The 17,506-nt window shown below is 44.0% G+C and carries 14 protein-coding genes and 1 rRNA gene; 5 read left to right on the top strand and 10 right to left on the bottom strand.

Features of this window, described 5'->3' with window-relative positions:
* Positions 1-106 precede the first annotated feature (106 nt).
* Positions 107-781 (top strand): tetratricopeptide repeat protein, encoded by a 675-nt coding sequence (locus CUN85_RS10510; RefSeq protein WP_167848859.1) that lies wholly within the window; start codon positions 107-109, stop codon positions 779-781.
* A 19-nt stretch (positions 782-800) separates the two neighbouring features.
* Here CUN85_RS10510 and CUN85_RS10505 read toward each other — a convergent pair whose 3' ends face one another.
* The 4 genes from CUN85_RS10505 to CUN85_RS10490 all read right to left on the bottom strand — a co-directional run bounded on the left by CUN85_RS10505 (position 801) and on the right by CUN85_RS10490 (position 6,172).
* Entirely contained in the window at positions 801-1,910 is a 1,110-nt protein-coding gene (locus CUN85_RS10505) for a DNA topoisomerase IV subunit A (protein ID WP_135390276.1), read from the bottom strand.
* A gap of 5 nt (positions 1,911-1,915) precedes the next feature.
* A complete protein-coding gene (locus CUN85_RS10500) occupies positions 1,916-3,778 on the bottom strand; it encodes a DNA topoisomerase VI subunit B (RefSeq protein WP_135390275.1) in 1,863 nt (620 codons plus the stop codon).
* An 85-nt stretch (positions 3,779-3,863) separates the two neighbouring features.
* Positions 3,864-4,079, bottom strand: a complete 216-nt coding sequence (locus CUN85_RS10495; RefSeq protein ID WP_235856297.1) for an Lrp/AsnC ligand binding domain-containing protein — start codon at positions 4,077-4,079, stop codon at positions 3,864-3,866.
* Between the two features lie 602 nt (positions 4,080-4,681).
* Positions 4,682-6,172, bottom strand: a complete 1,491-nt coding sequence (locus CUN85_RS10490) for a replication factor C large subunit (RefSeq protein WP_135390273.1) — start codon at positions 6,170-6,172, stop codon at positions 4,682-4,684.
* A 92-nt stretch (positions 6,173-6,264) separates the two neighbouring features.
* Between CUN85_RS10490 and mtxX the strand changes: the two genes are divergently transcribed.
* From mtxX to CUN85_RS10475, 3 genes are all read left to right on the top strand, one after another.
* Positions 6,265-7,161, top strand: a complete 897-nt coding sequence (mtxX, locus tag CUN85_RS10485) for a methanogenesis marker protein Mmp4/MtxX (RefSeq protein WP_135390272.1) — start codon at positions 6,265-6,267, stop codon at positions 7,159-7,161.
* A gap of 129 nt (positions 7,162-7,290) precedes the next feature.
* A complete protein-coding gene (locus CUN85_RS10480) occupies positions 7,291-8,055 on the top strand; it encodes a thymidylate synthase (RefSeq protein ID WP_235856296.1) in 765 nt (254 codons plus the stop codon).
* A gap of 186 nt (positions 8,056-8,241) precedes the next feature.
* Positions 8,242-9,672 carry a hypothetical protein gene (locus CUN85_RS10475; RefSeq protein WP_135390270.1) on the top strand — a complete coding sequence of 477 codons (1,431 nt, stop codon included), beginning with the start codon at positions 8,242-8,244 and terminating at the stop codon, positions 9,670-9,672.
* 311 nt (positions 9,673-9,983) lie between these two features.
* On the opposite strand, the gene ilvD is transcribed toward CUN85_RS10475, so the two are convergent.
* A complete protein-coding gene (gene ilvD / locus CUN85_RS10465; RefSeq protein WP_135390268.1) occupies positions 9,984-11,645 on the bottom strand; it encodes a dihydroxy-acid dehydratase in 1,662 nt (553 codons plus the stop codon).
* A gap of 500 nt (positions 11,646-12,145) precedes the next feature.
* On the opposite strand from ilvD, the gene CUN85_RS10460 reads away from it, so the two are divergent.
* Entirely contained in the window at positions 12,146-13,888 is a 1,743-nt protein-coding gene (locus tag CUN85_RS10460) for a radical SAM protein (RefSeq protein WP_135390267.1), read from the top strand.
* Here CUN85_RS10460 and CUN85_RS10455 read toward each other — a convergent pair.
* The 5 genes from CUN85_RS10455 to rrf all read right to left on the bottom strand — a co-directional run bounded on the left by CUN85_RS10455 (position 13,866) and on the right by rrf (position 17,506).
* The gene (locus tag CUN85_RS10455; RefSeq protein WP_135390266.1) at positions 13,866-14,894 is read right to left on the bottom strand and encodes a lysylphosphatidylglycerol synthase transmembrane domain-containing protein; all 1,029 of its coding nucleotides are present in this window, start codon (positions 14,892-14,894) and stop codon (positions 13,866-13,868) included. The two genes, CUN85_RS10460 and CUN85_RS10455, sit on opposite strands and share 23 nt — an antisense overlap.
* A 36-nt stretch (positions 14,895-14,930) precedes the next feature.
* Positions 14,931-16,091, bottom strand: coding sequence for a nucleotidyltransferase family protein (locus tag CUN85_RS10450; RefSeq protein WP_135390265.1), 1,161 nt, complete (start codon positions 16,089-16,091; stop codon positions 14,931-14,933).
* Between the two features lie 57 nt (positions 16,092-16,148).
* The gene (locus CUN85_RS10445) at positions 16,149-16,538 is read right to left on the bottom strand and encodes a nucleotide-binding protein (RefSeq protein ID WP_235856295.1); all 390 of its coding nucleotides are present in this window, start codon (positions 16,536-16,538) and stop codon (positions 16,149-16,151) included.
* Positions 16,539-16,554: 16 nt separating this feature from the next.
* A complete protein-coding gene (locus tag CUN85_RS10440; protein ID WP_135390263.1) occupies positions 16,555-17,130 on the bottom strand; it encodes an FKBP-type peptidyl-prolyl cis-trans isomerase in 576 nt (191 codons plus the stop codon).
* Positions 17,131-17,385: 255 nt separating this feature from the next.
* Positions 17,386-17,506 (bottom strand): 5S ribosomal RNA (gene rrf / locus CUN85_RS10435).

The raw sequence follows: 17,506 nt of genomic DNA, 5'->3' as shown, positions 1-17,506 counted from the left end.
ATAGGACAGAGTTCCATTATTAATATATAAAGACTTTCAGCCGGAGCCAGCAAAAAAGATAAAATAATAATCAGGAATAAAGGCAGCAATGAGTAGAGAAGAGAAAATGATTTCAAAAAAATGGACACTCCAGGGAATAAAAGAGACAGACCCCGAACGAAAAATGCACTTTTTTACCCTTGCCCTTGAACTTGACCCTTATGATGTCGTGGCATTAAACAATAAAGGCATGTTACATCACAAAAAGGGAGAGTTCGAAGAAGCTGTCAGGTGCTATGACAGAATACTAACTCTCAAAAATCAGTCAAAACCTGCCTCCGTATTATACAACAAAAGCCTGGCCCTAAGGTCGCTGGGTAAATATGAAGCCGCACTCAATTTTGTAAAAAAGGCAATCATACATGACCCCGACCATGATAAAGCAAAGAAGCTGCAGGACGAAATACTCAGAATAACAGGAACATCAACAGGCAGGAAAACAGGAGTACTGCCTCAAAAGCTTGCCGTGAACAGAGTATACACAGAATGGAAACCACCTGCGATCAGCACACTCCTTGCCCGTGCCATGAAGTGTAGCCAAAGGGATATCAAGTACTGCAAAGGTTTCGGGGAAGATCTCATCAAGGAAAAAGCAATACAGGACAAACTCCGACAGCATATTTACTGCTGCGGGAAGTGTTCTTTTCAGGATAAGAAGGTATGCAAGTTCCCAAAAACAAAAGGAATGGCAGTTTCAGAGACTGCCATATGCAGATATTTTAATCCCGGAAAAGGAGTCTAACAACCCGGGGTAGGAGTTTTCAGATAACTCCAAGTTCTGTAAGGCGGTCTGGCAGGTATGTTTCCGTCACAAAGTCAAGACCCTTTCCTGCAAAAGCCTGCTGTTCAGCTTTTTTGTTAATATCAAGCTGAAGGTTGATCTGCTCCTTCCAGTATTCACTTTCAAACCTCGGATCAGTAAGTTCACTTCTAAGGGCGCTTACATCCTTGTCTGTCAGCTTGTCAGTGGAAAGTTCATATTCTACGATGTCAGATGGCTGAACCCCTACAAAGTGAGCACCCGGTGTTGCCATGTGCTCCGAGAGGTGGGCACTTTTTATGGCACCGTAGGCAACTGATGCAAATATACGATATGACCATGGATCACCATCAGTGAACACTGTTACAGGTATATTCAGCTCATCGTTCATACGCTTGATCAGACGCCTTGTGGACCTTGCAGGCTGACCTTTAAGGTGGACCAGTATTGCATTGAACTTTTCGTCAAAACCGTTCTCAATCAGCCGCGCGTACATACCACCAGTCTCAACGGCTATGATAAAATCTGCATCATGATCAAGGAACTCAATGTTCTCGACATTGAAGGGAATCTGATAACCACTCTCGCCGATATCCTCCTGGCAGTGTATTACCCTGTCACCACGATTCGTTTCCTCACGTATCTTAATAGGACCGAACATGGTAGCACCGTCTTCTTCCGGGCGCATATGGAAGTATTCTCTCTGCAGGCCCGAAATGATCTCCAGGTCCTCAATAAGCCTGTCACTTTCGGGCTGTTCGCGGAATTTGGCGATATCCCAGTTCTCAGAGATATAGTACAACTCCCTCAGGGTCGATCCGCGGTTTTGCCCGAGGTGATTTTTAACAATGAAGTCTACGACATGTGTTGTCTTTAAAAGTTGAAAAGCCCCTTTTACAGTCTTTGCACTTCTTTCAGTTTCCCGGTCACCATATACCCACACATCACTTTCATCACAGTATTCGATGTTCTTCTTAGTACGGGTCGGTAGATTGACAGACGGAACAGCACCTTCCAGAAACTGATTGTAAAATTTCTCAGCCATTCCCAGAAGACGGTTCTTTGCGATACCGTCATGCTCTTTTTTCTGTTGTGATAATTTTCCTGCCATTTGTCTCACCCCTTAATTGCCTTTGCACCTGTTACAAGTTCCTCATCAAGCCCTTCCACTATCAGTGAAGGCAGACGGGATATTTCATTCTCGCCAAGGGTAGATACATAATATTTTATGACTTTGGATGAACCGGCAGAGATACTCATTTTCCATACATGATCATAATCATTACCCATAGGTATCACCTTAGGTTCAGGAACCGCATTCTCAACTTTGAAAGGCAGCATATCATGAATATTGAACTCATACTTCTTTGATGAATAATTCTTAACGCGTAGCACAATATTAGCATCGCCATTGCCGTTACTCTCAACTATCCTGTCTACTAGCAGATTACCCATTACCTTTGCAACAACAGGATTTATATCAGGTACATCCTTACCCAGAGTGACAGCAAGCTTCTGGGCCATTTTTGGAAGTACTTTTTTAATGATAATCTCTTTCTCACGGCGTTTTTTCAGCGAATCCTGCTTGCTCAGGTAACGACTGAGCTTTCTTGATACCTCTTTTATCGCCAGCTCAATCTCATCCTTTATCTGAGGGATCTCTGCAATGGCATCCTTTGATTCAGAAGTGAAAGGAACATTGGTAGAGGCCACGTGAATCAGGATCACAGCAGGACCACTTGGAATCCCGCCACCTGGCTGGTTGAGTCCGTACTGTTTCCATTTGATGGACTCAATAGCATGTGTTGTCACACAGCCTCCCTGCTGGTAAAGCAGAGGGACCCTGTTGGCAAAGCGCATTATGTCGATGCGGTCATCTTTGTGAAGCTCACCGCCGTACGCAATACCCACCTCCACAACGAAGGGATTCCCTGAGAAAACAGAAGGTGAGCGGGTTGTCGTAGCTATGAAATCCACACTGAACTCCTTTTCAAGTCCTTTATAGATGAGTTCCCCACCGATAGGAGAAAGACAGTCCGTCGGTGGAGCCATTATCTTTACCTTGGAGAACGCATCCAGCAATTTTCTTGCCTGATCCCTGTTGAGTTCGTGTGGGTCCAGGTCAGGATCAAGACCGGAAGCCTTGCACATCTCTTCTGCGGTCAGGTGCCCGATCTTGCAGAAAGAATAGCGTAAAAAGGGAGACAGTTTCTGGCGTTCGGTGTACCGAAGCATTTTCATCAGGGTACCCAGTTCGATACCATGAGGATGTGGAAGAATCTCGTTTGCAGGAACCGGCATCTTATCCGTTGCCCTCTCGAATATCTCCTCATTCCCGTCAGGCTCCACTAATGTGATCCTGGCATGAGGATTCACGATCGCGGTAGCTTTCAGATATTCATATATCGACTGTCGCCTGCCTTTGACATAGGAAGCTTCCATCTCCAGTTCTACACGCGTCCCGTGGGGACGGTCCCAGTCCACAATGCAATCCTTCAGGATCTCAGGTTCATTAGTACTGGTGTTTATCATCAGTTCGTAATTGTGTGCCGGTTCACCTGGATCGATCTTGGAAATGATCTTTGTCGGATGACCGGATGTCAGTTGTGCATAGAGTACTGATGCAGATATCCCTATACCCTGCTGTCCACGGCTTTGCTTTAGTGCATGGAACCTTGAACCGTAAAGTAGTTTTGCAAATACCTTGGGGATCTGTTCCTTTACTATGCCAGGCCCATTATCTTCGACAATGATAACAACGTTGTCCTTGCCGGCACGTTCTATGTGCAGGAGGATGTCTGGCAGGATCTCTGATTCTTCACAGGCATCAAGAGAGTTATCTACAGCCTCTTTGACAGTTGTTATAAGGCTGCGAGGTGCGGAATCAAAACCCAGTATCTGCCTATTCTTCTCAAAGAATTCGGCGACACTAATCGATTTTTGACTTTTAGCAAGTTGTTCTGCAATGGGGTTTACCATAAGGTTATCATCCTTTTAATGTTGCTAAGAACATCAAAGTAATAAGATAAATAAATAACGTGAAAAATATAAATTTGTTTTAAGATCATTTTAGTTCTGCGCCGACAATTGTCTGAGTAGCAGTCACATTGTCTGTTTCGCGTATATCATCAACAATACTGTTGAGGTGTCCAAGATCATCAACTTCAATTATCACTACAAAGTCATATTCTCCAAAAACATGATATATGTCCTTTATACCATCGATCCTGTTAAGGTGGCTGTATGCAATTCTCTCTTTTCCTGGCAAAACATTTACCATAGTAACTCCAATTACCATTTTATCACCGACAGTGAGTGGGCTACAAGATATTTATTAGTTTCTTCTTAAAAAATAGGGCATGGAGGGTGTGCTAAAGTTGAACAGGAATAAATAAGATTATTTACTAGTAAACAATATCAGTGTAGGCACTTATGCACTAGATACATCATTATCATCATTATGAGTGGCAAAAAAGATATATACTATACATGCCATTTCTAAATTAGATGAGCGGGTTATCCTTTTTTTGACAATAACCCCCACTCCCCAACCCGCTCATACTCCACTACAAAATTCATAACAGAAATTTTCTTATAGCAGTCAGGAACATAATACGACTCATTCCGAGTTACAACTCATATCTCATACATGTATGAACTATTTTTTGAATCCCATATAAATTAAAAGTAGACACATTATGCCCATCATACTATGCATACATGCTGCTTAAACCATGTGAGAATATAAATGTGCTAAGTATAAATTGCACATGCAGTATCAAAAAAAGTAATACCGGAAGGTTGTGACCGGGACTGGACCATTAACGACTCAAGTGTATTATAGCGATGTATGCATGAAGATATAGACATCTGAAGCTCAGTTTAGAAATCGAATAAAGTCTTTTGGGGTTTCCTTTGACCAGGTTTCTTATCGGAAGTAACTTTCCCGGAAACCATTGTCTTATCCCCGGCTTGTGTATCAAGAGCAGGGATAGAATCCAGGCTTAACTGATCAGGTCTTTTTTGCGGAGCTTTTTCCTGAAACTTGCTCAAAAAATCAATGCCCGAAGGAGCTTCCGGACGCAATTGTTGGGCAGCATCATAGGTTTCCTGGATTTTCTTTGTCAGTTTCTTGCCCCCTTTCATCTGCACAAGTTCATCAATGTTAAGGCCAAGTGTTGCAACCACACCAACAGCATACTCCCCATCATCAAGCAAAGTGGAATAAATCGAAGTCAGCTCCATACGGGAGTATTTCATGGATTCATTGCAATGAGCACCTACCTTGGCAGCAATGTTATCCCTCATATTCCTTTTGGAGCGGATCTGACCCATCCTTCGCCACAGAGAAGGTGACTGGTATTTTACAAATCCACCCCTGATCTTTGACTTTGAGACCACAGTACCGCCAGTCATAAGCAGCCCGGCATATCTCCACATCCTGTAGTTCTGCCTCCTTCGGACACGCCCGAGGAATCGGTCGGCCCTTGAAATATATGCATAGGCATCAACAATATCAGTGGTTATTTTTTCCTCGCCCTTGCCAGTATACTGATAAGGAAGGTTCTCATCTATCCAGTGGATCAGGTCTTCGGGAGTTTCATCAAGACTGTAGGTGGCCTCAAGGGCAGACCTGACATTCCTGCCCTTGAATATCTTCCCGACCACTTTGAAGACAGATTCCTTATTATCGCGTTCAGCGGTCGAGATATCCTCTATATTGATTTCCGTGCGCCCCACTGCGACTGCCTGCAGGTCATTGACAGCACTTCTGAAATCCCCGCCTGCATTCTCTGCGATCTTTTCAATTACCCCGATACCACACATGACATCTTCTTTTCTGGCAATTTCCTTGAGAGCCGGTATTATGGAACGCGTCTGTATGGAGCTGAACTTGATCTCCAGGCAGAGCGCCCTTAATGATGGAGATATGCCATAGAGATCGTTGGCTATCAGCACAATGGGCTGGCTGGTTTCCTTGATAACATTAATTATTGCACGTGAACCGCCACGGTCACTGTTTCCGTGCAGATTGTCTGCTTCATCAAGTACAATAAGCCTTTTTCCAGATAAGCTTGTTAACGTACGCATCTGGGAAGCTGAGCCTGCTACCTTCTCGATAACATTGGCGGTTCTCTGGTCACTTGCATTGAGCTCGATGAGCTCCCATTCAAAATCCAAAGCAAGTGCATGAGCAGAAGATGTTTTGCCGACCCCTGCAGGTCCCTGCAGGATCACTGCTTTGAACTCTGGAGCTCCGCGGACCCATCCCTCAGCCCAGTCGCGCAGCTGTTCAATAGGTTTTTTATGACCTATTACATCAGCAAGTGTCTTTGGTCGATATTTTTCTGCCCATTCCATACTCACAGTCATAAGTGATCATTGTCCGATATTCAGGAAAAGTAATTAATGTTTGCGCATCTTTGTCTGTTCTAATTGATATTACTAATGGTAGGTATTCATACATGGGATCAAAAAGTACCAAGGGCCTGCTTGAGATAATAGAACAAAAGGCATTACAAAACAGGGCAAGGGTTGCCATTGGGGTCAGAGATCCCACCCCAAAGATATTAAAAAGTGCAAAGGATGCCCAGGATGCAGGATATGCTCATGTTGTCCTGATAGGAGATAAGCAGGAGATCGAGTCAGTAGGAACAGAGCTTGAAGTCATAGGTACGAATGATCCTGAAAAAGTGCTTGGTGAGCTTTTAAGATCCCGGTATGTCGATGCAGCTGTCAGGGGGACTGCCATGGCATCCGGAACCCTTTCAAATCTTAAGAAAGTGCTCAAGCAGGATCAACTCCATCGCATCGCACTCTTACTGACAAGTCAAGGAAAACCGTTCTTCATTGCACCCGTCGGTATTGATGAAGGAAACGAGCTGATCGATAAGATATCCTTCATCCGGCTTGGTATTGAGCACATACGCAGATTTGGCATAGAGCCCGTTGTCGGAGTTCTCTCAGGAGGAAGGATTGGCGATCTTGGGAGAAACCAGCGTGTTGACCAGACACTTGCAGAAGGAGATTTTATCGTTAACAGGATCAGGGAAATGGGAATAGAGGCAAAACATCATACAATTCTCATAGAGGATGCCATCAAGGAGTCTAATTTCATCCTTGCCCCGGATGGCATATCCGGAAACCTGATATTCAGAACATTGGTATTTCTCGGAGGCGGGGACGGCATGGGCGCTCCGATTCTGATGGATGACCACGTGTTCGTAGATACTTCAAGAGTAGGAGGGCATTACACGAAAGCCATTATGCTTGCAAGTGCTCTTGTGGACAAGATTGGTCCCTGTAATGTGGACGATAAGACAGGATACCAGCGAAAAGTGCCGGATACCGATCGATCATAGTACCTCGTATAAGGATACTACATAATTATATTAACCAAAAATGCATTCATTTCCAAAAACGGGAACTTTTGAAAAGCAATTTCAGCAAACCACGGTAATGCACTACCAGGCAAAAAAGGAATGATCTACATGGAAGCTGTACTGATAAAAGCAAATAATATTTCTTCAGCATGGTCACAACTCATATACGAGATATACAAGAATGGAGAGGAGCATAAGCCGGATTATAATACAGTGACAAAAAGAGTTCATGCAACCATCCAGATAAAGGATGTCAGCAACAACCAGGTCAATCCGGCAGTCCCTTTCGGAGAGAACCTTATTGAGAGATACAAGGAAGAACTAACCGAGGAATACGCCGACTGGTACATATCACTCCCCGAGGACGATAAAAGGAAATTCGATTACTGTTATGCAAAACAATTATTCAGATATGGAGAGACTGCCTATAATACACTCCGTGAGAATGTGGCAAATCTGCGCCCCGGCTCAAGGAGACATGTAGGCATACTGTGGGAAAATGAGGTCCACATACCTAAATTCGAGGACCAGCCCTGCTGGATAGCCTATAAGGTGGAGCTAATAAATGAAACGCAGACAAGGATATATATCCTCTACCGCTCATGGGATGCTTTCGGTGGTTTCCCCGCCAACATACCTGCAATAGTGGAAGGGTTCAAAAAAGTTTTCCGGGAGCAGAGCCTGCCATACGAGATCGAGTCCCTTATCGCCACCGGATGGGACACACACATCTATGATGCCGACCTCCAGGCTGTTGAGAAGATATTCAAGACAAATGAATTATGCCCCTTATGTAAATGCATAACACCAAAGCATTCTTTCATCCCGACCACCAGAGGGAAGGCATGCCCGGAGTGTAAGAAATCGATGTAATCTTACCCCGGATATACATTTTATAACATCTATTTTCCAAAAGCTGCTTTGTAATATATACAATCCCACCAAGCGGGCCTGCTGACAGATAAATCTTTTAAAATATATTTGCATTAAGTATATATGTATGATGTATGCATACATACGTATGTTCCCAATATATTCAACACTTGATGAGAGATTGCAATGAAACGCCTGACAATCAGTATGTCCGATGAGCTTTTTAGTAAACTGGACACTATCGAGAACAAAAGCCTGTTCATCAGGAAACTTATCGAAAGAGAACTTGATATGCCTGACAACTTACATGACATTGATAGTAGAATACCATGGGAACGGGACATTGCATCCCTCAAAGGACATATTGACGAACTTTTCACAAGGTTATCAGATATCGAAAGTGAGCTGACGGCCAGAGTAATGCAGGAAAATATAAGACCCGCAACCCGGCCAGGTCCAGTAGCCACAGGCCAGGACGAGCAGCCAGAAAGTCCTGATGAAAATGGACCCTTCATACCGAAACAGACCCCTGAAGACAAATATGCATTTTTGGTCCGGGAAAACACTTCCACAGACCCCCGGTCCGACCCCGATATAGAACCTTCAGCAGAGGAAGTAACAGTCTTACCGGAAACCGAACATGCACCTGGAACCGGCCAGAAGGATCTAACAACTATACCCGAAAGACCATTGGTACCTGAAATTAAGCCACCGATGGAAACTCAACAGGAGTCAGCACCTTCAATTCCAGATATTAAGCCGTCGGCTGAAACTGGAGAAGAAAAGGGATGGGTGATGCCGGAACTGAAACCGCCGGCTGGAATTCTAAAAGAACAGACAATGGTAATGCCGGAGCTTAGACCACCCGTGCAAATTCAGCAAGAACAGACAGTAGTTATGCCCGAACTGGAGCCTCCTGCAGGGATGAAAGATACAAAACAGACATCATTGCCGGACTCAAAACCACCTTTTGAGACTGATGAAAACGTACCGTTCATAATGCCAGAGTTTGATAAACCGGAAGGTGCTGCACAGGCACCACCATTTATAACAGAGGAAGATGCACCTTTTGAGAATAACGACCAGGCTTTCACAATGCCTGAACTAAAACCACCGGCAGAAACCAAAGGTACCGGAACCTTCAAAATACCAGATCTACAGCCGGAAACGATGCCACCTTTCGAAGCCATGCAACAGCAGAACTCCCAGCCAGAGGAAAAGCAGCCATTGTTCAAAATACATGATATACCTTCAGTCCAGCAGGATGAAAAACAGCCACCCTTCATTGCACCTGCTTTTCCGGAACAGCAACATGAAAGTGCATCCATTCCGCCTTTTGAGAATTCAGAATTGAACGTAGACCCACTTGCACAGCAGCCTGCAATAGAGAAGACAGTACCGTCAGCCAAGAATGATAGTTTCAGATCGGATAAACTAGCAAGCAATATTCTTATGTATATGCCACATGGTGCAAAGGTCAAAAAGGGTATTATTAAAAGCCTGATATCAAAGCAATTCATAGAGAATGATATAGACGGGAAACTAGCAGAACTTGTATCGGCAGGTATACTAAAGCTCACAGCAGAGGGAGATGATCATTATCTTATACGCCCCTGAATTAAAAACTACGCTGTCCGGGAGATTTTTCAGAGAAGGTCGGTGTTACAGAGCACCTTATGCAAACATTCCTCACAAAATCATAACACTGGTCACAAACCAGCCTGCCGCATAGCATGCAGGTATGCATTTTTGATGCCCTGCCACATATAGAGCAAAGACCTGTCCGTTCCATAAGTTTCTTTTGTAAACTTAAGTTTAAAATAGTTTTGCATAATGATTTTGCATCAAATATGATAAAAAATAAAGATAATATAATTGTTAAAAAACAGGAAGAAAGGTAATTTCAGACCTTTACCCCGCTTTTGCACTTATTCTATAATAGCACCCTTGCTTGCAGAACTCACGTGTTTCCTGTACCTTGCAAGGTAACCGGTAACATGCTTTTCTATCGGGATAAAGGAAGCTCGGCGTTTTGCAAGCTCTTCAGCAGATACCTGCAGGTCAAGTTTTCTGGCAGGGATATCGATCTCGATGATGTCCCCTTCCTCCACAAGGCCTATAGGACCACCTTCCTGTGCTTCTGGCGAGATATGGCCTATGCACGGGCCTCTTGTACCACCTGAGAACCTGCCGTCAGTAACAAGGGCAACAGAATCTATCAGACCCATACCGGCAATTGCCGAGGTAGGAGAAAGCATCTCACGCATGCCAGGACCACCTTTAGGACCTTCGTACCTGATAACTACAACATCTCCCGCAACTACCTTCCTGTCAAGGATAGCTTTCATTGCATCCTCCTCACTATTGAACACACGAGCCGGTCCGGTGTGCTTCAGCATCTTAGGGTCAACTGCCGCCTGCTTGACAACAGAACCATCAGGTGCAAGGCTGCCCTTGAGTACTGCAATGCCGCCTTGCTTATGGATCGGATCATCAACTGTGCTTATGACCTCAGCATGAAGTTTAGGATTTACAATCACCAGTTCTTCAAGATTCTCAGATATTGTCTTACCATTGATATTTAGCTGGTCAAGGTTCAAACTATCCCTGAGGCGTTGCATAATTGCCTGAATACCACCTGCCCTTTCAAAATCAAGCATGTAATGGACACCGCCCGGTTTAAGGGATACGATATGAGGAGTGCTTCTGCTAAGCCGGTCAAAGACATCAAGAGATAATTCCAGCCCGAAAGCATGTGCAACTGCGGGCAGATGTAGAGTCGTGTTTGTACTGCCGCCTATTGCCATATCTACCGCAATGGCATTCTCAAATGATTTCAGGGTAACTATCTTACGAGGAGTGATGTCCTCATGGACCATTGAAACAATGCGCTCACCGGACTGTTTTGCAAGACGTATTTTCTTGGCATCAACTGCATGGGCCGTGGCACATCCCGGAAGACTGAGACCCAGGGCCTCGGTCATGCAGGCCATAGTATTGGCAGTATACATACCTGCACATGATCCTGCACCGGAGCATGAGCAGTCCTCAAGAAGCTTTAGTTTATCCGCAGAAAGTTTTTCTGCCTGGTATTCACCAACTCCTTCAAAGACAGAGATGAGATCACGGTACTCGTCATCCACGAAACCCGGGACCATAGGACCACCGGTTACAACTACAGTTGGAATGTTAAGATTACCTGATGCCATCAGATGACCTGGAGTGATCTTATCACACGCTGTGATCATGACCATTCCATCCAACTGGTGCCCTTGCAGGACAAGCTCGATCGAGTCCTCAATGGCTTCACGACTGGGGAGAGAGTATTTCATCCCCTCATGCCCCATTGCGATCCCGTCACAGATACCAATTGTGTGGAACTCAAAGGGAACACCGCCTGCGTTGCGTATACCTGCTTTCACAGCTTCTGCGATTTTATCAAGATGAATATGCCCGGGTATCAGCTCGTTCCATGAGTTGACAACTGCGATGAACGGTTTTTCCATTTCCGAATCAGTCAATCCGGTTGCTTTCAAAAGTGAACGATTTGGCGCACGTTCAAATCCTTTCTTGGTTTTATCACTTCTCATTTGAGACCCTCTTATTATATAGTCTAAATCTATTAAGTAGTAATAGAAAAGGGTATATAATAAGTATGCGCGGTTCTGTGCACGCAATCTTCATGCATGTGTTAATCATAAAATTCATAAGAATTAACAATAAATGCCAGCTAATCAAAATAAGAATTTTACATACACAGCACAATAAATCATATGCGTATGATTGTATCTTACACCACATAAAATCACCCGCTTTGTATGAACTATCAGAGTTTCCGGAAGGTGCTGGTAACAGTTATAATAAATGAAGAAGGAGCAAATAAGAAACATTTACTAACAACCACATATTATACAGGAACCAGGCTTAAGAAGCTTTCATAAAAGCCAAAAACAGATTTAGAATTCATGGAGACTGATAGCTCTGAGTAATCCGGATCCATATTCAGAATAAGGCATGCATAAAGTGAATATATACAAATGTATACCATGAATTGAATATTAAATAATATAGATTATCAAAAAGACATACTATGATGAACCAACACGCCATAATCATTGACGGATACGTGGACGAGCCGGCATGTTTCGGAGTCCCCCCCTACATCTCACCTTATATCAGGTATATTGCCGGAGCACTTCGGGAAAGAAAATTCAGAGAGGAGAATATACATTACTTCACCATCGATTCGATCCGAGATTCCCCTTCCGTTGCAGGCGAGCTTTTAAAGAGAGCGAAGATTACAATCGTTGTTTCCGGAATGACAGTGCCCGGAAAATATCTTCGTTCAACACCCATCAGCCCCGAAGAGATAGAGAACATCTTCAGCGCAACTGCAGAAACAAAGGTACTGGGAGGACCGATCCGCCTCGGATTCAGCAAAGAAGGAGGAAAGACTGCAAGTGTACTAGGTATCCGGGATGAAAGCGTCCTGCTGGCACAGGCGGATATCGAGGCTTTCGTATATGACATTCTGGAAAGGCATGAAACAGAGACAAGTGTATATATCCCCGATCATCGCTACAGGTCAGTGGAAGAGATAGGTCGTTGGGGCAACAGGGGAGCATTCATCATCAAAAAGCATCCGGATTATCCCCGGGTGATGTGTGAGATCGAGACTTACAGAGGCTGTGGGCGGAGAGAACATTGTTCATTCTGCACTGAACCATTCTACGGGACCTCTGACTACAGGTCCGTGAAAGATGTTGTTTGTGAAGTCTCAGCTCTCTATGAGAATGGAGGAAGGTATTTCAGGATAGGGAGACAGCCCGATATACTCAGCTATCATGCAAAGGACACTGGTGGCGATACATCCCGGCCGCAACCGGAAAGGCTTTTAGAACTATATAAAGGTATACACCGGGTGGCACCAGAACTTAAAGTACTGCACATGGATAATGTAAACCCTGCAACCATAGCCGCATATCCTGATGAGTGCAGGGAGATACTCAAAACCATAGTAAAGTACCATACACCCGGAGATGTTGCTGCACTTGGAATGGAAAGTGCCGATCCCGACGTAGTAAAAGCCAATGATCTGAAAGCCATGCCTAAAGAGGTGTTCCAGGCAATCACCCTTATCAATGAGATTGGAAGAAAAAGAGGCTCAAGCGGACTTCCGGAACTTCTCCCCGGAATAAACTTTGTGCATGGCCTGAAAGGAGAGACAAAGAAGACATTTGAGTTAAATTATGATTTCCTCAAGGAAGTGCTTGATTCGGACATGCTTCTCAGGAGGATAAATATCCGACAGGTCATGACCTTCCCGGGAACCCGGATGTACGGTCATGATGAACTTGTTGCAAAGAACAAGAAACTGTTCCTCAATTACAAGGATAATGTCAGGAAAAATATCGACCTGCCGATGCTTAAAAAAATTATACCTCCGGGAACTGTACTAAAGGGTGTGCTTTGCGAGGTCAATGACAGGAACATATGTTTCGGGCGACAGATGGGATCCTACCCGTTGCTTGTGGGAATACCTGCAAACATGCCTTTGGACAAGTTCATAGACATAACCGTAACAAGACATGGACAACGTTCGATCACAGGAATACCTTACCCCCTGGACATCAACACAGCACCCCTCCAGTTCATACAGGAATTGCCAGGTATTGGAAAAAAGCAAGCAGTAACCATTCGGAGTAAAGCACCTTTTACTGATGAAGAGGATTTACTGAAGAAAATTGAAAATGCAGAGCAGATACTGGAATATCTGAGTGTCAATCCCCGAGATTCTCGTTCCGGAGAAACTATTTTAGGAACTTCTTCATGAAATCCGTATCTTTCAGTATCCTGAAACTGACAAAACTACCTACGACCAGATTCATGTAGAATGTCAGTGCCCTCCAGGCGATAACGGTGATTCCCAGAAGCGAGGAACTTACAAATACAGAGAATATAGTTGTCGCACCAAACTCTGCCACCCCGCTTGCACCGGGTGTTGCAGGTATTGCCAGCAAGAGCATGACCAACACCTGGGAAGCGAATATCACTAGTGGGTCAGGATACTGGTTCAAACCCAGCAGAATGACGTACAATAGGGAAAATTCAACCAACCAGAATAATAGTGTGTACATTATCCCTATCATAAGACCTTTCCTGTCCTCCTTGACAAAGAAAGCAATACTATCATGAAAATGTTCAAGCTCTGAATCCACTTTATCCATTACCTTTTCAAGTTTTGCATCCGTTTTAGTGCCGAGGATAGGAGCGATTTTCCTGACGATAAAATAAGTGACCTTTTTTGTAGGTCCCGGGCGCCATATTGCATATAATGATAAAAAAAGGATCCCAAGCAGGAATAGCTCTGCCAGAACCAACAGGACATCAAATGCCGGATCATCCAGTATTTTACTGAAAATGTAAATTGAAAATGGAGCAAGAGAAAGTATGAATATCCCGTCGAGGACTCTTTCACCGATAACGACCGCTGAGGCTTTTCCAAGAGGTATTTTGTCAATGTGCAAAAGGTGTATCCTTACAGGTTCACCTCCAAGGGAAGAAGGTGTTATAGACGCTGCAAAGGTACTGGATGCTACGATCTCAACTGCCCTCCGAAGTCCGATGCTGTGCCCAAGTGTTTTGCAAAGAGCCCTGATCCGTATACCCCACATAACATAAGAGAGACCGTGAAGGCAGATTCCGGCAAGAATGAACTCAGGTCTTATACTCAACAACGCATCGAAGGTTTCGGCATCAAACGTCAATAATACAACAATAAATCCAGAAACGGAACTTATGAGCAAGGATATCATAAGCCATTTTTTCACCTTGTTCATAAAAACCAGACCAATCGTGCAAAGAGAAACAAAGATTCAGACATAAGATTCGTTAATTATGTCCTCTTTAATACTTTTGTTTTCCCTCACCACAATTTCGGGCCATATGCGTATATTGGAATGCACTGTAGTACTTTTACCTATAACAGCGTCCGGACCAATGACAGTCCCATTTTCAAGGCAACAGTTATCACCGACTTTAGCCCCATTGTCAATTATAGAACCGGACACGTTACAATTACTGCCAATAGTAACATCATTGAATATATATGAGGAAAGTATTCGGGTCTCATCGTTGATAACACAATTTGAACCGATAGTAGTATACGGACCTATTAACACATTATCTCCAATGACTGTGTTCTCGCCTATAACAATTGGACCGACAATGGCTGAATTGGAACCCACGGAAACATTGTGACCAAGCTGGATCGGACCTGTAATACGTGCATCTTTTGTACTGAAATGGCCAACAATGGTCGTTCCCGGAAGTGATTCCAGCATCCAGCGCTGAGCCTGCCGGTAAGCTGCAGCATTTCCGACATCTGTCCATTTACCACGTGCAAGTAAGCCATTGATTTTGATTTCCCTCCTGAGCATATCGGGAAAGAGATCCTTTGCAAAATCGTATTTGGTGTTGGCAGGTATCAGATCGAATATCCGGGGATCACACACATAGATACCCGTGCTTGCAAGATTACTGAAAATTTCACCGGAACCGGGCTTTTCCAGAAAACGGTGTATCCTGTTATTCACATCCATATCCGCAATACCGAACTCCCGGGGGTCATCGATGGAAAGAAGGCCTATGGTCACAAGAACATCGGTCATTTCATGGAACCGGTACATCTCCCTCAGATTGAGGTTCAGCACGTGGTCCCCCCCAAGAACCACGAAAGGTTCATCCCGGAGGTATTTTTCCGCATTCTTTACTCCGCCTGCAGTACCCAGTTTTTGTTCTTCATATACATAGTCTATATGCACCCCGAAAATACTGCCGTCTCCAAGTTCTTCTTCAATCTTGTCAGCCATATATCCAAGAGTTATCACGATATCGTTGAATCCTTCTTTGGAAAGATGCTCAATCAGATGCACAACTGAAGATTTATTTAATATAGGAATACTTGGCTTTGGTCGCGCAAATGTCAAAGGACGCAGCCTTGTGCCTTCCCCTCCACACATAATACAGGCTTTCATGCTTGTTTATGACGCACTGTTCGTTTAAATCTTTAGCGATTAATTGCTTGTGTCATATTACCGAGTTGTAGCAATGATATTGACATCCTTTTCATCCTGAACTACAACTTCTATCTCACCATTGTACTCGTTTACAATTCCCAGCAATCTCACAGTGTCATCCTCATTAACCCTTGAGCCTACATCCTTGGCTCCGTTTGCAGAAGGGATGAAGACACTCACATCCTCCGATCCGGAATCAACTGTCAGTAAAAGGTGGTCACCAGTATAAGTAAAGCGTTTGGAGATTATACTCCCTTCAAGCAATACCCTTTCTCCAATAACAGAAGAACCCGAAAACTCTGTTGCATCCGGACTCGCACCGGAAAAGAAAAATACATAAGCAATGGAGAGGGAGAGAAAAACCATTGCCAGTAAGATAACCACAATTTTTTCTTCCTTCTCCATGTACATACCTGCCTGTTCAGGAAATATTGTTACTATTACCTTCCATATCTTCAATAGAGACTATCTCTATTGTGAAGATCAGGGTCTCACCCGCTAGCTGGTGGTTGCAATCAAGCGTGACATTCTCTTCAGACACATTAAGTATCGCGCATTGACGGCCCTGAATAGATACGTCCTCACCGACCACAGGAGTAATATTAGCGCTCTCGAATTGCTCGACCGGGATATCAAAAATCAGCTCCAAGCTGTGTTCACCGTAAGCTTCCTCTGGAGATATCTCCACCGTTTTCTCTTCACCAACAGCCATACCCATGACAGCTTCATCGAATCCGGGTATCATCTGACCTGAACCGGCTACAAAGGCAATTGGCTCATAATTACGGGCAGGATCATACAATCCTTCTTCCTGTGCGACCTGTTCGACAGAGGTGTCAAAAACAGTGCCATTCTCCAGCTCACCTACATAGTTTACAGTCACAAGATTACCGGGTTCCACAACTTCTGAAGTACTGTCCGTGCTTCCATCATCTAATGAAGTGCAACCACTCACCAACACTGTCAGAACTAAAATTAATAGTAATATCCTTTTCATTAATTCACCCTAACTCATATTGAGTTAACAAGCTTATTGCTGTAACCCTTATGATAAATAAATTTATGACATGTAGAATGTGACTTATGTTTAAACCTATATAAATTTAATTAAAATGTCCTTTGATGTGGTTATCATGGAAAACACAGAAAATCTTAATTAGTCTCATTAAAACAGAATATAGAACCTTATCAACAACAAAGCTGTCAGCATGCATATAACAACCAGAAAAGTAGTAATAAGTAATAGTAAGTGAGCCAGCAGCGATCCGTAGTTCCCGAAGGCTCTCGCACTTCAGTACAGTATGGAACGCGGGCAGGCTTATCTTCTGTGTTCGGGATGGGTACAGGAATTGCCCTGCCGCTATGGCCGCCAG

Origin of the sequence: Methanolobus halotolerans (assembly GCF_004745425.1) — an archaeon.
Lineage (GTDB): Archaea > Halobacteriota > Methanosarcinia > Methanosarcinales > Methanosarcinaceae > Methanolobus > Methanolobus halotolerans.
The sequence above is the reverse complement of the archived record's forward strand: the minus strand, read 5'-3'. Positions and strand labels throughout refer to the sequence as shown.

Bases quoted from the DNA above. Each gene is read 5' to 3' on its own strand.
- CUN85_RS10495 (WP_235856297.1), bottom strand. From the start codon at position 4,079: ATGGTAAATGTTTTGCCAGGAAAAGAGAGAATTGCATACAGCCACCTT.
- CUN85_RS10455 (WP_135390266.1), bottom strand. From the start codon at position 14,894: ATGAACAAGGTGAAAAAATGGCTTATGATATCCTTGCTCATAAGTTCC.
- CUN85_RS10460 (WP_135390267.1), top strand. From the start codon at position 12,146: ATGATGAACCAACACGCCATAATCATTGACGGATACGTGGACGAGCCG.
- CUN85_RS10480 (WP_235856296.1), top strand. From the start codon at position 7,291: ATGGAAGCTGTACTGATAAAAGCAAATAATATTTCTTCAGCATGGTCA.
- CUN85_RS10440 (WP_135390263.1), bottom strand. From the start codon at position 17,130: ATGAAAAGGATATTACTATTAATTTTAGTTCTGACAGTGTTGGTGAGT.
- ilvD (WP_135390268.1), bottom strand. From the start codon at position 11,645: ATGAGAAGTGATAAAACCAAGAAAGGATTTGAACGTGCGCCAAATCGT.
- CUN85_RS10475 (WP_135390270.1), top strand. From the start codon at position 8,242: ATGAAACGCCTGACAATCAGTATGTCCGATGAGCTTTTTAGTAAACTG.
- mtxX (WP_135390272.1), top strand. From the start codon at position 6,265: ATGGGATCAAAAAGTACCAAGGGCCTGCTTGAGATAATAGAACAAAAG.
- CUN85_RS10490 (WP_135390273.1), bottom strand. From the start codon at position 6,172: ATGACTGTGAGTATGGAATGGGCAGAAAAATATCGACCAAAGACACTT.
- CUN85_RS10510 (WP_167848859.1), top strand. From the start codon at position 107: ATGATTTCAAAAAAATGGACACTCCAGGGAATAAAAGAGACAGACCCC.
- CUN85_RS10505 (WP_135390276.1), bottom strand. From the start codon at position 1,910: ATGGCAGGAAAATTATCACAACAGAAAAAAGAGCATGACGGTATCGCA.
- CUN85_RS10450 (WP_135390265.1), bottom strand. From the start codon at position 16,091: ATGAAAGCCTGTATTATGTGTGGAGGGGAAGGCACAAGGCTGCGTCCT.
- CUN85_RS10445 (WP_235856295.1), bottom strand. From the start codon at position 16,538: ATGGAGAAGGAAGAAAAAATTGTGGTTATCTTACTGGCAATGGTTTTT.
- CUN85_RS10500 (WP_135390275.1), bottom strand. From the start codon at position 3,778: ATGGTAAACCCCATTGCAGAACAACTTGCTAAAAGTCAAAAATCGATT.